Below are 13,441 nucleotides of genomic sequence, written 5' to 3'. Positions count from 1 at the left end.
AGACGATGAACATCAATCAATCCGCCACCCCTCCGCTTGCGCCCGAGCTGATCGCCCAATTCCGCGAGATCGTCGGCGACAGGCACGCCATCACCGATGCGACCGACATCCAGCCTTACGTCACCGAGGAGCGTAATCTGTTCCACGGCCGCTCGCCGCTGGTGCTGCGTCCGGGCTCGACGGCGGAAGTCTCGGCGATCTGCAAGCTCGCCTCCGCGCACAGAATCGCGCTGGTGCCGCAGGGCGGCAACACCGGGCTCGTCGGCGGCCAGACGCCGCATAACGGCGAGGTGGTGGTGTCGTTGCGGCGGCTCGACAAGATCCGCGAGGTCGACACCGCCTCCAACACCATGACGGTCGAGGCGGGCGTGGTGCTGCAGGTGGCGCAGCAGAAGGCCTCCGACGTCGACCGGCTGTTTCCGCTCTCGCTCGGCGCCGAAGGCAGCTGCACCATCGGCGGCAATCTCTCCACCAATGCCGGCGGCACCGCCGCGCTCGCCTATGGCGTGGCGCGCGAGATGGCGCTGGGGCTCGAGGTCGTGCTCGCCGACGGGCGCGTGCTCAACGTGCTGTCGAAGCTGAAGAAGGACAACACCGGCTACAATCTGCACAACCTCTTCATCGGCGCCGAAGGCACGCTCGGTATCATCACGGCGGCGACGCTCAAGCTGTTTCCGAAGCCGCGCTCGATCGAGACGGCCTATGTCGGGCTGAAGTCGCCGGCGGCGGCGCTGAAGCTGCTGACGATCGCACAGAGCGAAGCTGCGAACGCGCTGACGAGCTTTGAGCTGCTCTCGGAGATGGCGGTTGACTTCTCGGTCCGGCACGGCATCGACGTGCGCGATCCGCTCCAAGGGAAGCACCCCTGGTACGTGCTGATGGAATTGTCCGCGGCCAGCGACGATGCCCGCACGCCGCTCGAGACGATCCTCGCCCGCGCCATGGAGGAGGAGATCGTCGACGACGCCGTGATCGCGGCGAGCCTTTCCCAGCGCAACAATTTCTGGAGGCTGCGCGAGGAGATGTCGGCGGCGCAGAAGCCCGAGGGCGGCTCGATCAAGCACGACATCTCGGTGCCGATCGCCGCGGTGCCCGCCTTCATCGAGGAAGCCAACGCCGCCGTGGTCAAGCTGATCCCGGGCGCGCGCCCGGTGCCGTTCGGCCATCTCGGCGACGGCAATCTGCATTACAATGTCAGCCAGCCCATTGGCGGCGACACGGCCGATTACCTCGGGCGCTGGCACGACATGAACGCCGTGGTGTTCGAGATCGTGCTGCGCATGGGCGGCTCGATCTCGGCCGAGCACGGCATCGGCGTGCTCAAGCGCGACGAACTGCCTGACGTCAAGGACAAGACCGCGATCGAGCTGATGCGCGCGATCAAGGCGATGCTCGATCCGCTCGGCATCATGAATCCGGGGAAGGTGCTGTGAGCGCGCTCGCGATCGACGCCATCACCGACGCCGACGTCGAGGCGGTCGTCGCGCTGTGGCGGCGCTGCGGCCTGACGCGGCCCTGGAACGACCCGCATGCCGACATCGCGCTGGCGCGGCGGCGCGACAATTCCACCGTGCTGGTCGGCCGCGACGGCGGCGCGATCGCCGCGACCGTCATGGTCGGCCATGACGGCCATCGCGGCTGGGTCTATTACGTCGCGGTCGATCCCGACATCCGCAAACGCGGCCATGGCCGCGTCATCATGGCAGCGGCGGAGGACTGGCTGCGGGCGGCCGGCATATCGAAGCTGCAGCTCCTCGTCCGTCGCGAGAACGCACAGGCCAATGCATTCTACAACTCGCTCGGCTTCGAGCTGTCGACCTCCGTGATGTTCCAGAAGTGGCTCGACGGCCGCGCCACGCCAAGCAATTGAGAATCCTGTCATGTCCATTTCCGACCGCGTCCGCATCAAGGACGTCAGCGTGCTCTCGAACGGCTGGACGCCGCTGAAGACCACGACGTTCGAGTACCGGCGCGCCAGCGGCGAATGGCAGACGCAGAAGCGCGAGACCTATGAGCGCGACAACGCCGCCGCGGTGCTGCCCTACAATCTCGCCGGGCGCACCGTGATCCTGGTGCGCCAGTTTCGTCTGCCGGCCTTCATCCGCGGCTATGACGACCTCTTGATCGAGGCGGCCGCCGGCGTGCTCGACAACGCCGAGCCCGAGGAGCGCATCCGCGCCGAGGCGGAGGAGGAGACCGGCTATCGCCTGCATCACGTCCACAAGGTGTTCGAGGCCTTCATGAGCCCCGGCGCCATCACCGAGAAGCTGCATTTCTTCGTCGCCGAATACGAGCCTTCGATGCGGGTCAGCGACGGCGGCGGCCTCGCGCACGAGGGCGAGGACATCGAGGTGCTGGAGCTTTCGATCGACGAGGCGCTGGCGATGATTGCTGACGGCCGCATCATCGACGCCAAGGCGATCATGCTGCTGCAATACGCGGCGCTGCACGTGTTCAGGTAGATGCTGCTCTTACCCTGCCCTGGAGGGGGAGGGTCGGCTCACATTGAGCGCAGCGAAATGTGAGACGGGGTGGGGTGACGGTCCCTCTTCGTCCACGGTGCCCGTGTGGAGAGATCACCCCACCCCGCTCGCGCTTCGCGCGATCGACCCACCCCCCAGGGGAGGGTAAGAGGCACCGCCCCCTGTCCGCCATTCTCATCTGCAATTCTGTCCTGTGCCGCGGCTCCCCCCATTGAGCACCCCCGAAACTCCCTCTAGTCTGGTCCCAACCAAGAACCAGGAGACGCGCCCATGTCCGCGCCGCGCGACGATGAATTCGGCTTTGCGCCCGACTATGATGCTCCCATCCCCTACATGCAGCGCACGCGCGATTATTACGCGGCGATCGGCTACACCACGCCGTATCGCTGGGCGCATTACACCTCAGCGCCGTTCCAGCCGCTGAAGAAGCCGCTGGCCAAGTCGCGCGTCACCATCATCACGACCGCCGCGCCCTACGATCCGACCAAGGGCGATCAGGGGCCGGGCGCGGCGTATAATGGCAGCGCGAAATTCTACCAGGTCTATGACGGCGACACGTCGCAGGCGCACGATCTGCGCATCTCGCATATCGGCTACGACCGCAAGCACACCTCGGCGACCGACAACGGCACCTGGTTTCCGCTGCCGCAACTGTTGAAGGCGTCCGCCGCCGGACGTATCGGCGAGGTGGCCCCGCGCTTCTTCGGCGCGCCGACCAACCGCAGCCACCGCGTCACGCTCGACACCGACGCGCCGGAGATTCTGGCGCGCTGCCTTGCCGACAAGGTCGACGTCGCGGTGCTGGTGCCGAACTGCCCGGTCTGCCACCAGACCACCGCGCTGGTGGCGCGGCATCTCGATGCAGGCGGCATTCCGACCGTGGTGATGGGCTGCGCCAAGGACATCATCGAGCATGCCGCGGTGCCGCGCTTTTTGTTCTCGGACTTCCCGCTCGGCAACTCCGCCGGCAAGCCGCACGACGTCGCCTCGCAGGCGCAGACGCTGGAGCTCGCGCTTCTGCTGCTCGAGACCGCGAGCGGCCCGCAGACCACGATGCAGTCGCCGCTGCGCTGGAGCGAGGATGCCTCCTGGAAGCTCGACTACAACAACGTCGCGCAGCTGTCGCCGGAAGAGCTGGCGCGCCGCCGCGCCGAATTCGACAAGCAGAAGGAGATCGCGCGCGGCAACCGCGCCGCCTAAAGCGCGATGGATAGTCATCGCGCTTTAGATTGTTGTTTGCGCATGATCTTTCCGGAAAACCGCTTCGCACTTTTCCGGATCATGCTTTGACGTCCTCCAATAACAACAAATATCGGGGAGAGCGACGTGACGCGACCGTTCGAGGGCGTGAAGATCCTGGACTTCACGCAAGTGCTGGCCGGCCCCTATGCGAGCTACCAGCTCGGGCTGCTGGGCGCCGACGTCATCAAGGTCGAGCGGCGCGAGGGCGAGGACATGCGCCGCACGCCGCTCTCACGCGAATGGGCCGATCGCGGCCTGGCACCGGCGTTCCAGGCCATCAACGGCAACAAGCGCAGCCTGACGCTCGATCTGCAGAAGCCGGAGGCGATCGCGATCGTGAAGAAGCTCGCGACGAGCGTCGACGTCGTCATGGAGAACTTCCGCCCGGGCGTGATGGACAAGCTCGGCATCGGCTACGAGGCGCTCTCGGCGATCAATCCGAAGCTGATCTATTGCGCGGTGTCGGGCTTCGGCCAGACCGGCCCGGATCGATTGCGGCCCGGCTATGACGGCAAGATGCAGGCGCTGTCGGGCATCATGGCGATCACGGGCCATCCCGAGACGGGACCGACGCGCGCAGGCTTTGCGGTGTGCGACGTGCTCTCCGGCGCCACCGCCGCGTTCGGCGTCTCCAGCGCGCTGTACCAGCGCGACCGCACCGGCCAGGGGCAACTCATCGACGTCTCCATGCTGGAGGCGACGGTGGCGTTTCTGTCGGGCCAGATCGCGGACTGGTCGGTCGCCGGCCATCGCCAGACGCTCTCGGGCAACCAGGCGGTGAGCCGCCGAACCACGGCGAATTTGTTCAGATGCGGCGACGGCCACATCCTGCTCGCCGTCAACAACGAGAAGCAGTACCGCGCGCTGATGGCCGCGCTCGGCCGCGAGGACACGCTGTCTGATCCGCGCTTTGCCGACTGGTTTTCGCGCAACGAGAACGAGCCGGCCCTGCGCGCCATCATCGAGGAGGCGCTCGCAGCCAAGCCCGCGCGCGAATGGGAGACCATACTGGAAGACGCCGGCGCCCCCTGTGCCAGCATCTGGAAGGTCGAGGAGGTCATCGACCATCCGCAAATCAAGGCGCGCGGCGCGATCCAGGAGCTGGACACGCCCTATGGCCGCCTGCGCCTCGCCGGCAGCGGCTTCAAGCTCGCCCATGGCGGCGGCAGGCTCGACCGGATGGCGCCGGAGCTGGGGGCGGATACGGATGCGGTGCTGGACGAGCTGGGATTCGATGCCGCAGAGATCGCGCGGCTGAGGGCCGCGGAGATCGTGTGAAGGTATCGCCTCACATTCTCCTCGTCGTCCCGGGGCGCGCGTAGCGCGAACCCGGGACCCATAACCACAGGATCGCGTTTGACGAAGACTCGTGGTGCACAGTTCGCCCCATAACCTCACCCTGTGGCTATGGGTCCCGGATCGGCGCGCGCTTTGGGCGCGCTTGTCCGGGACGACAGCGGCGTGAGTGGTGGCACCGCTAGAACAACGACCCTTGCCCGTCATCCGATGAGCCGGCCGCAACCTTGCGCGTCGCCTTCTTCGGCTTCACCGCCTCGGCTTCTGCCTCCATCTCCTCCGCACTGATCGGCAACACGAGCTGCTCGTCGTCATTGGCGACGCGGTTGACGCGGGTGGAGACCGGGTGCCAGGCGAATTCGCCGATGCGCGGGGGCCTCATCAGCGGCAGGATCGCATCGACCTCGTCGCCTCCAGTGTCGAGCCAGCGCTCGAAATCACCCTCGCTGATGGTGACGGGCACGCGGTCATGCAAGCTCGCGAGGTCCTCGCCCGCCGCGGCCGTGACGATCGCAACGGTGTCGAGCTCCTCGCCGTTCGGCCCGGCCCAGGTCTCGAACACAGCGGCGAACCCAAGCGGCGCGCCGTCGGCGCGGCGGATGAAGAAGGGCTGCTTACGGCCGCCTTCCGACTTCCACTCATAATAGCCGTCGGCCGGGATCAGGCCGCGGCGGCGGCGGATCGCGCGCTTGAACGCGGGCTTCTCCAGCACCGTCTCGGAGCGGGCATTGATCAGGAGCGTAAAGCCCTTGGGGTCCTTGACCCAGCCCGGCAGCAATCCCCAGCGCATCAGGCGAAAATGGCGGGCGCCGTTCTCGACCAGCACCACCGGAATCGGTTGTGTCGGGGCGACATTGTACCGGGGCGGGAAGTTGGGCTGCTCGACATAGCCGAACAGTTGCCGCAAAGCCGCGGGGGCCGAAGTTATGACGAAGCGTCCACACATCCTTGGGCGTCTATATAGGGTCCGTTCAGGTCCTTTTAACCCCGAACGTTAACACTGCGGCAGATGAGCTCAATGGCCTCGCAACCCGCGCGGACGCATGTACAGACGGGCCCCGAGGCGCAAGCCTGGGCCGAACGGCTGCGCGTGGCCAACATCAACCCGCGGACCGGGCTTGCCACTGACTATCTCAACCATTTCAATGAAGCCGTGATGCTGCTGGAAATGGTTCCGGACATGCCGGAATGCGCGGATGATTTTTTGACCTGGTCGCCGCTGTCCTATGCCGAGCATTTCACGGCGTCGAATTTCAAGGCACGCGACCTCGCCATCGAGGCCTATGAGAAGGCCGATCCCAACGTCCGCGCCCAGTTCGACCACCTCACGGATACCATGACCTCGATCCTGACCGCAGTCGGCACGGCCATGCGCGAGGTCGAGAAGGACACCACGCGCATCCGCCTCGCCGAGCAGGCCGCTCTCTGGGTCAAGCCGCTGATCGCGGCCTGCGGCGGCATCATCCATGGCGGGGCCGAAGCCGACGTCGACACCATCATGGCGAACTGAGCCAGATCCTTTAAGAACAGGTCCTTCAAACGGGTCCTTTGAAATGGCTTCAGTCGTCCAGCCCACCCACCCCCAGCTTGCCGTCAGCGCCGCAATTTTCCGCGACGGCAAGGTGCTGCTGACCCGCCGGGCCCGCTCGCCCGCCAAGGGCTTCTATTCGCTCCCGGGCGGCCGGGTCGAATTCGGCGAATCGCTGCATCAGGCCCTGAGCCGCGAGGTCGACGAGGAGACCGGGCTCGACATCGCGATCGTCGGCCTCGCCGGCTGGCGCGAGGTGCTGCCGGCCGCGCCCGGCGCCGGCCATTATCTGATCATGTCGTTTGCCGCCCGCTGGGTGGCCAGGGAGCCGTCACTCAACGACGAGCTCGACGACTACCGCTGGATCTCCCCTAGCGCCCTGGCGGGCCTTGGTGACCTCAAGCTGACCGGGGGGCTGGAGGAGGTCATCCAGTCCGCGGCCCTGCTGCTCGGGGCCTGACTGCCCGCCTTGCGTCCACGGGCCCAAGGGGGCATACACGCCGCCGATGTCCACGCGATTTCTGGCCATTTTTGCCCTGATTCTCGCCTGCGCCTCGGCGCCCGCCAGGGCCCAGGACGTGGCGGCGCCGTTTGACGCCGATTTGCAGCGGCTGGCGGAGATCCTCGGTGGCCTGCACTATCTGCGCGGCATCTGCGGGGCCAACGAGGGCAACAAATGGCGCAACGAGATGCAGGCGCTGATCGACGCCGAAACCCCCTCCGGCGAGCGCCGCACCCGCATGATCGCCGGCTTCAACCGCGGCTATAACGGCTTCCAGCAGACCTACCGGAGCTGCACGCCCGCCGCGACGGTGGCGATCCGGCGCTATATCGAGGAAGGCTCGAAGATCTCGCGCGATCTGACGGCACGCTACGCGAACTGAGCCGTCATTCCGGGCTCGCGTGAGGGCCCGACGGGAACCCTGTCATCGACTTTGTTCACAGCCGTTAACCGTTCTTAAAGATGTGGCCTAGCGGGCGTTAATACGCGTGCTACACCTCTCGCACAGCGCATCGCCGTGGATCGCGCCCCAGCCCTGATCGAGTTTCATGAGCCAGCCGATTTCCTACGCACCCGACCGCGCGCCGCTGCCCGATCACGAGCAGAAGCAGGCCGCACTGAGTTATCTCAACGAGGCCTGGGCCGAAGCGCGCCATGAGGGCGTCGACGGCGACTGCCTGGCACAGGCGAGCCTGTTTGCGGCCTTTGCCGAACTCGTCGGCACCTATGGCGAGGACGCGGTCGCCAAGTTCGTCGAGGGCTTTCCCGGCCGCATCCGCAATGGCGAGTTCTCGGTCACGCTCGCAAGGCAGTAAGCCCGGCGAAAATGACCCCGCCACGCGGGCGGGGCCAGTCAACGGATGAATGACTTTGCAAAGCGGATTTTGCGAAAGGCTTCGCGAAGTCTGCGGCGTTTATCGCACGGAAGCCGCTTTCAGCGCACAAGCATTAGTCTCGCAGCCATCGGGAGATGTTCCCGCCGCGGGCGGGATCGCGTCTAATCCGTCTCGATCGGCAGTGCCGGGTCCCTCGCCCATTCGCCCATCGAGGCGTCGTAGAGCGTCAGCTTGTCGTAGCCGAGCTGGGTCAGCATCAGCAGGTCGATCGTCGCCGAGATGCCGCCGCCGCAATAGAGAACCACATTCTTGTCGCGCGTGACGCCGGCCGCAGCGAACTTGGCTTCGGCGTCGGCGAGTGTCGTCAGGGTCTTGTCGGCATTGGTGAGCGTGGCCGCGGGAACGTTGACGCTGCCGGGAACGCGGCCCGGCCGGCCGTAGCGGCTCGGCTCGAGGCCGCGATGAAACTGCGGCCCGAGCGCATTCACGATGACGGTCGCGGGATCGCCGATCCGCGCCGTCACGGCAGTCTTGTCGACGAAGAAGCCGGCGCGCGGCGCGGCCTTGAAGGTCGTCGCTGGATATCCCTTCGGTGCGCCCGTCTCGATCGGTCGCCCCTCCTCCTTCCATTTGTCGAGACCGCCATCGAGCACGCGGGCATCGACACCGAGCGAACGCAGCATCCACCAGAACCGCGTCGACCACATCATGGTGCCGATGCTGTAGAGCACGATGGTCTTGCTCGCATCGAGGCCGTGGCGGCCGAAGGCGGCCTCGAGCTGGGCGACGTCGGGCATCATGAAGAACTGCGACGACGAGGCGTCGGAGAACTCGCCCTGCAGGTCGAGGAAATCGGCGCCGGGGATGTGGCCGGCCGCGAAGGTCTTGTCGCCGGGCACGGCGCGGTACGGCACGTCGCTGCCCGGCGGCACCGGCTCGTTGTAAGTCGTGCAGTCGTAGAGGCGGAGATTGGAATCGCCGAGGATCGCGGAGAGTTGCTCGGTGGTGATGACGGGTGTCGGTTGGGACATCGGAATGCACTCCGTTCGAGAGGAAGTGTAGACTCCTCCCCTTGTCATTGCGAGCGCAGCGAAGCAATCCAGACTGCCACCGCGGATACAGTCTGGATTGCTTCGTCGCTCCGCTCCTCGCAATGACGGGGGATGGAGTGTCGTCCCCCGACGAGGCCCCCTACGGCTTCAGCGTCTCCAGAAACCGCACCGCCTCGCCCTGCGCGGGCGTGACGAGCTCGCCCTGCCACATCACGCGGCGGCCGCGGATGAAGGTGCCGACGGGCCAGCCGGTGACGCGCACGCCATCATAGGGCGTCCAGCCGGCCTTCGACGCCACCCATTTGTTGGTGATGGTTTCGCTGCGCTTGAGGTCGACGATGGTGAAATCGGCGTCGTAGCCGGCGGCAATGCGGCCCTTGCAGGCCATGTTGTAGAGCCGCGCGGGGCCGGCGCTGGTGAGGTCGACGAACCTTGCCAGCGACAGGCGGCCGGCATTGACGTGATCGAGCATCAGCGGCACCAGCGTCTGCACGCCCGTCATGCCGGAGGGCGAGGCCGGATAGGTCTTCTGCTTCTCCTCCAGCGTATGCGGGGCGTGGTCAGAGCCGAGCACGTCGATGATGCCCTGCTCGATGCCGCGCCAGATGCCGGCGCGGTGATCGGCGCCGCGCACCGGCGGGTTCATTTGCACCAGCGTGCCGAGCCGCTCGTAGCATTCGGGCGCGACCAGCGTGAGGTGATGCGGCGTCGCCTCGCAGGAGGCGACGTCCTTGTGGTCGCGCAGGAACTCGATCTCTTCCTTGGTCGAGATGTGCAGCACGTGGATACGCTTGCCAGTCTCGTGCGCGAGCTTGACGAGGCGCTGCGTCGCCATCAGCGCCGCCGTCTCGTCGCGCCAAACCGGATGCGAGCGCGCATCGCCCTCGATGCGCAGCGGCTTGCGATCATTGAGGCGATACTCATCCTCGGCATGGAACGCAGCGCGGCGGCGGATCACCTGGAAGATGCGGCGCAGGCTGTCGTCGTCCTCCACCAGCAGCGCACCGGTCGAGGAGCCGATGAACACCTTGACGCCGGCGCAGCCCGGCGCGCGCTCCAGCACCGGCAGGTCCTGCACGTTCTCGCGGGTGCCGCCGATGAAGAAGGCGAAATCGCAATGCATGCGGTGATGGGCGCGCTTCACCTTGTCGGTAAATTCGGTCTCGGTCACCGTGAGCGGCGAGGTGTTCGGCATCTCGAACACGGCGGTGACGCCGCCCATCACGGCGCTGCGCGAGCCGGTCTCGAGGTCTTCCTTGTGCTCCAGCCCGGGCTCGCGGAAATGCACCTGCGTGTCCATCACGCCGGGCAGGATGTGCAGGCCCTTGCAGTCGATCACCTCGACCGCGCTGCCTTGCGACAGCGGGCCCAGCTCGGCGATGCGGCCATTGCTGATGCCGATATCGCGAATAGTCTCGCCGTCCTGGTTGACGACGGTGCCGTTCTTGAGGATCACATCGAAGCGCTGGGTCATGGCTGAGGGCCTCTCTCATCCCCAAGCGCAGGGCTCGAGGTCTTGTCGTTTATGCCTCGCGGGCTTACGTTCCGGAGCACCATGTCGCAAGAGATTTTCGCATGAAATCAGCGTTTCTTCCTGACCGGGGCGTCGTCAAGGTCGCGGGCGAGGATGCGCGCAACTTCCTCAACGGCCTCGTCACGACCGATGTCGACAGGCTGAAGCCGGGCCTGGGGCGATTCGGCGCGCTGCTGACGCCGCAGGGCAAGATCATCGTGGATTTCCTGATCACCGAGGTGCCTGCGGGCCATGGCGGCGGGTTCCTGATCGACTGCCCGAAAGTGCTGGCCGAGAGCCTCGCCACCAAGCTGAAATTCTACAAGCTGCGCGCCAAGGTCACCGTGGAAAACCTCGATCTCGGCGTGCTCGCGGCCTGGGATGGCCAGCCTGCGGCGCAGCCGGACCTCGCCTTCGCCGACCCGCGCAACGAAGCGCTCGGCATCCGCATCCTGATCCCCGAAGACCTCAAGCAGAAGCTGTCCGATCTCATCGGCGCCGACCTGGTCGACGCCGCGGACTACGAAGCGCACCGGATCGCGCTCGGCGTGCCGCGCGGCGGGCTCGACTTCATGTACAACGATGCTTTCCCGCACGAGACCAACATGGACCGCCTCGCTGGCGTCGATTTCGACAAGGGCTGCTATGTCGGCCAGGAGGTCGTCTCGCGCATGCAACATCGCGGCACCGCGCGCACGCGCAGCGTGAAGGTGCTGCTCGACGACTTCTCGCCGGAAGCCGGCGTCAGCGTCATGGCCGGCGACAAGTCCGTCGGGACCATGGGCTCGTCGGCGCAGGGCAAGGGCATTGCCCTTGTGCGCATCGACCGTGTCGCAGAGGCGCTCGATGCCGGCCAACCCCTCACCGCCGGCGGCCTCGCGTTGCAGCTGGCAGAGCCTGATGTCGTCCGTATCCCTGCAAAACAGCCCATCGCATGAGCCGAGCCCCCCGCCTGCATCCCGACGGAAAGACCCGCTGCCCCTGGCCGGGCGAAGATCCGCTCTACGTCGCCTATCACGACACCGAATGGGGCGTGCCGGAATATGACGACCGCGCGCTGTACGAGAAGCTGATCCTCGACGGTTTCCAGGCCGGCCTGTCCTGGATCACGATCCTGCGCAAACGCGACAATTTCCGCAAAGCGTTCGACGATTTCCAGCCGGAGAAGATCGCACGCTACACCGACAAGAAGGTGCATGCGCTGATGAACGACGCCGGCATCGTGCGCAACAAGGCCAAGATCGACGGCGCGATCCTCAGCGCGAAATCCTATCTCGACATCATGGAGAAGGGTCCGGGCTTCTCGAAGCTGCTCTGGGACTTCATGGGCGGCAAGCCCAAGGTCAACAATTTCAAGACCAGCGCGAGCGTGCCGGCCTCGACGCCGCTGTCGATACAGATCTCGAAAGAGCTGTCGTCGCGCGGCTTCAAGTTCGTCGGCCCGACCATCGTCTATGCCTTCATGCAGGCGACCGGCATGGTCAACGACCATCTGGTCGACTGCCACTGCCACGCGAGCTGCAGCAAGCTGCAGCGCAAGCCGCGCCTCAAGGCCAAATGAGCGCCAGGAAGACGGCACACGGCGCGGAGTCCCGCGCCTGGCAGCGCATGCTGTCGGGCCGCCGGCTCGATCTGCTCGATCCCTCCCCGCTCGATGTCGAGATCGCCGACATCGCGCATGGGCTGGCGCGCGTTGCGCGCTGGAACGGCCAGACCACCGGTGCCCATATCTTCTCGGTGGCGCAGCACACGCTGCTGGTCGAGACCGTGCTGCGGCACGAGATGCCGAATGTCGATCAGCGCATGCGGCTCGCCGCGCTGCTGCACGATGCGCCCGAATATGTCATCGGCGACATGATTTCGCCGTTCAAGGCCGTGCTCGCCGGCAACTACAAGGCGGTGGAGATGCGCCTGCTCGGCGCCATCCATATCCGTTTCGGCCTGCCGCCGGTGTTGCCGGAGGAGATCACGCAGGCCATCAAGGCCGCCGACCGCGGTGCGGCCTATCTGGAGGCGACCGAGCTGGCCGGCTTCAGCGCCGCCGAGGCCAAGCGCCTGTTCGGCAAGGATCCGGGCCTCTCCGACGGCGTCCGGCGCGACTATCTCACGCCCTGGACCGCGGCGCGGGCGGAGAAGCAGTTTCTGGAGCGGTTCGGCGCGGTGTTCGCGTGAGCGTTGCTGTGGGCTGGTGGCGCTGCAAATTCCGCCGTCGTCCCGGCGCAGGCCGGGACCCATAGCCACTGGGAGAGGTTGCGGCGCAAGACTGGTAACCACGAGTCTTCGCCAAACCGCATTTTGTGGCTATGGGTCCCGGATCTGCGCGCGCTTTGGGCGCGCTCGTCCGGGACGACGATGTGGATGCTTTGCCCGCCCTACGGCACCGGCTATAATCGGCGCCAAAAAGGTTCGCCATGATCCACGTCTGTTCCCTCGCCGCGCTTCCCGAAACCGTCCGCCTCACCAGGGCCAGCCATGTGCTGACCGTGATGGCCAATGTCGAGCAGGTGCCGCGGCCGGTCTCGGTGCTCCCCGCCAATCATCTCAAGGTCTCGATGGACGACATCACCGAGGAGATGGATGGTTTCACCGCACCGTCCGAGACGCACATCGATCAGGTGCTGAATTTCGTGCGCGGCTGGGACCGCAGCGCACCGCTGGTGGTGCATTGCTATGCCGGCATCAGCCGCTCCACCGCGAGCGCGTTCGCGGCGGTCTGCGCGCTCAATCCCAACCGCGACGAGCTCGAAATCGCCAGGAAGATCCGCGCGGCCTCGCCGATCGCCTCGCCGAACCGGCGCATCGTCGGCCTCGCCGACCGTGCGCTGGGACGCAACGGCCGCATGCTGCGCGCGCTCGACGAGATCGGCCCGGGCGCGATGATGGTCGAGGGCCGCCCCTTCGTGATCGAGCTCGAATGACAGCTGGGCGCGACATCGCAGGTGCGCTCCCTCTCCCGCTTGCGGGGGAGGGTCGGGGTGGGGGTGTCTCG

16 protein-coding genes are annotated in these 13,441 nt (G+C 66.3%); 13 read left to right on the top strand and 3 right to left on the bottom strand.

Annotated features, from left to right (window positions below):
• Positions 1 to 5 precede the first annotated feature (5 nt).
• From Q0743_RS06865 to Q0743_RS06845, 5 genes are all read left to right on the top strand, one after another.
• Positions 6 to 1,433 carry an FAD-binding oxidoreductase gene (locus Q0743_RS06865; protein ID WP_298240814.1) on the top strand — a complete coding sequence of 476 codons (1,428 nt, stop codon included), beginning with the start codon at positions 6 to 8 and terminating at the stop codon, positions 1,431 to 1,433.
• The gene (locus Q0743_RS06860) at positions 1,430 to 1,870 is read left to right on the top strand and encodes a GNAT family acetyltransferase (RefSeq protein WP_298240813.1); all 441 of its coding nucleotides are present in this window, start codon (positions 1,430 to 1,432) and stop codon (positions 1,868 to 1,870) included. The genes Q0743_RS06865 and Q0743_RS06860 overlap by 4 nt, the downstream gene beginning before the upstream one ends.
• Positions 1,871 to 1,880: 10 nt before the next feature.
• The gene (locus tag Q0743_RS06855; RefSeq protein ID WP_298240812.1) at positions 1,881 to 2,462 is read left to right on the top strand and encodes an NUDIX domain-containing protein; all 582 of its coding nucleotides are present in this window, start codon (positions 1,881 to 1,883) and stop codon (positions 2,460 to 2,462) included.
• A 291-nt stretch (positions 2,463 to 2,753) separates the two neighbouring features.
• A complete protein-coding gene (locus Q0743_RS06850) occupies positions 2,754 to 3,683 on the top strand; it encodes a glycine/sarcosine/betaine reductase selenoprotein B family protein (RefSeq protein WP_298240811.1) in 930 nt (309 codons plus the stop codon).
• 126 nt (positions 3,684 to 3,809) lie between these two features.
• The gene (locus Q0743_RS06845; RefSeq protein WP_298240810.1) at positions 3,810 to 5,003 is read left to right on the top strand and encodes a CoA transferase; all 1,194 of its coding nucleotides are present in this window, start codon (positions 3,810 to 3,812) and stop codon (positions 5,001 to 5,003) included.
• Between the two features lie 199 nt (positions 5,004 to 5,202).
• Here Q0743_RS06845 and Q0743_RS06840 read toward each other — a convergent pair whose 3' ends face one another.
• Positions 5,203 to 5,967: an SOS response-associated peptidase gene (locus Q0743_RS06840; RefSeq protein WP_298240809.1), complete on the bottom strand. Its 765-nt coding sequence runs from the start codon at positions 5,965 to 5,967 to the stop codon at positions 5,203 to 5,205.
• Positions 5,968 to 6,030: 63 nt separating this feature from the next.
• Between Q0743_RS06840 and Q0743_RS06835 the strand changes: the two genes are divergently transcribed.
• The 4 genes from Q0743_RS06835 (at position 6,031) to Q0743_RS06820 (ending at position 7,866) form a co-directional block, all read left to right on the top strand.
• A complete protein-coding gene (locus Q0743_RS06835; RefSeq protein ID WP_298240808.1) occupies positions 6,031 to 6,531 on the top strand; it encodes a hypothetical protein in 501 nt (166 codons plus the stop codon).
• 43 nt (positions 6,532 to 6,574) lie between these two features.
• Complete coding sequence (locus Q0743_RS06830) at positions 6,575 to 7,009, top strand: NUDIX hydrolase (RefSeq protein WP_298240807.1); 435 nt, start codon at positions 6,575 to 6,577, stop codon at positions 7,007 to 7,009.
• A gap of 46 nt (positions 7,010 to 7,055) precedes the next feature.
• Positions 7,056 to 7,433 carry a TIGR02301 family protein gene (locus Q0743_RS06825; protein WP_100176238.1) on the top strand — a complete coding sequence of 126 codons (378 nt, stop codon included), beginning with the start codon at positions 7,056 to 7,058 and terminating at the stop codon, positions 7,431 to 7,433.
• 166 nt (positions 7,434 to 7,599) lie between these two features.
• Positions 7,600 to 7,866, top strand: coding sequence for a hypothetical protein (locus Q0743_RS06820; protein ID WP_018323382.1), 267 nt, complete (start codon positions 7,600 to 7,602; stop codon positions 7,864 to 7,866).
• A gap of 182 nt (positions 7,867 to 8,048) precedes the next feature.
• On the opposite strand, the gene Q0743_RS06815 is transcribed toward Q0743_RS06820, so the two are convergent.
• Both Q0743_RS06815 and Q0743_RS06810 read right to left on the bottom strand, forming a co-directional pair.
• Complete coding sequence (locus tag Q0743_RS06815; protein ID WP_298240806.1) at positions 8,049 to 8,918, bottom strand: sulfurtransferase; 870 nt, start codon at positions 8,916 to 8,918, stop codon at positions 8,049 to 8,051.
• Positions 8,919 to 9,078: 160 nt separating this feature from the next.
• On the bottom strand, positions 9,079 to 10,413 hold the full coding sequence (locus Q0743_RS06810; RefSeq protein WP_298240805.1) for a dihydroorotase: 1,335 nt from the start codon (positions 10,411 to 10,413) through the stop codon (positions 9,079 to 9,081).
• A 101-nt stretch (positions 10,414 to 10,514) separates the two neighbouring features.
• Here Q0743_RS06810 and Q0743_RS06805 point away from each other — a divergent pair, with 101 nt between their 5' ends.
• The 4 genes from Q0743_RS06805 (at position 10,515) to Q0743_RS06790 (ending at position 13,370) form a co-directional block, all read left to right on the top strand.
• Positions 10,515 to 11,390 carry a folate-binding protein gene (locus Q0743_RS06805; protein WP_298240804.1) on the top strand — a complete coding sequence of 292 codons (876 nt, stop codon included), beginning with the start codon at positions 10,515 to 10,517 and terminating at the stop codon, positions 11,388 to 11,390.
• Entirely contained in the window at positions 11,387 to 12,013 is a 627-nt protein-coding gene (locus Q0743_RS06800; protein WP_298240803.1) for a DNA-3-methyladenine glycosylase I, read from the top strand. The genes Q0743_RS06805 and Q0743_RS06800 overlap by 4 nt, the downstream gene beginning before the upstream one ends.
• Entirely contained in the window at positions 12,010 to 12,624 is a 615-nt protein-coding gene (locus tag Q0743_RS06795; RefSeq protein ID WP_298240802.1) for an HD family hydrolase, read from the top strand. The genes Q0743_RS06800 and Q0743_RS06795 overlap by 4 nt, the downstream gene beginning before the upstream one ends.
• 239 nt (positions 12,625 to 12,863) lie before the next feature.
• Entirely contained in the window at positions 12,864 to 13,370 is a 507-nt protein-coding gene (locus Q0743_RS06790; RefSeq protein WP_298240801.1) for a protein tyrosine phosphatase, read from the top strand.
• Positions 13,371 to 13,441 lie beyond the last annotated feature (71 nt).

Source organism: uncultured Bradyrhizobium sp., assembly GCF_936943645.1.
GTDB lineage: Bacteria > Pseudomonadota > Alphaproteobacteria > Rhizobiales > Xanthobacteraceae > Bradyrhizobium.
This window is presented reverse-complemented; position numbering and strand designations above follow the sequence as displayed.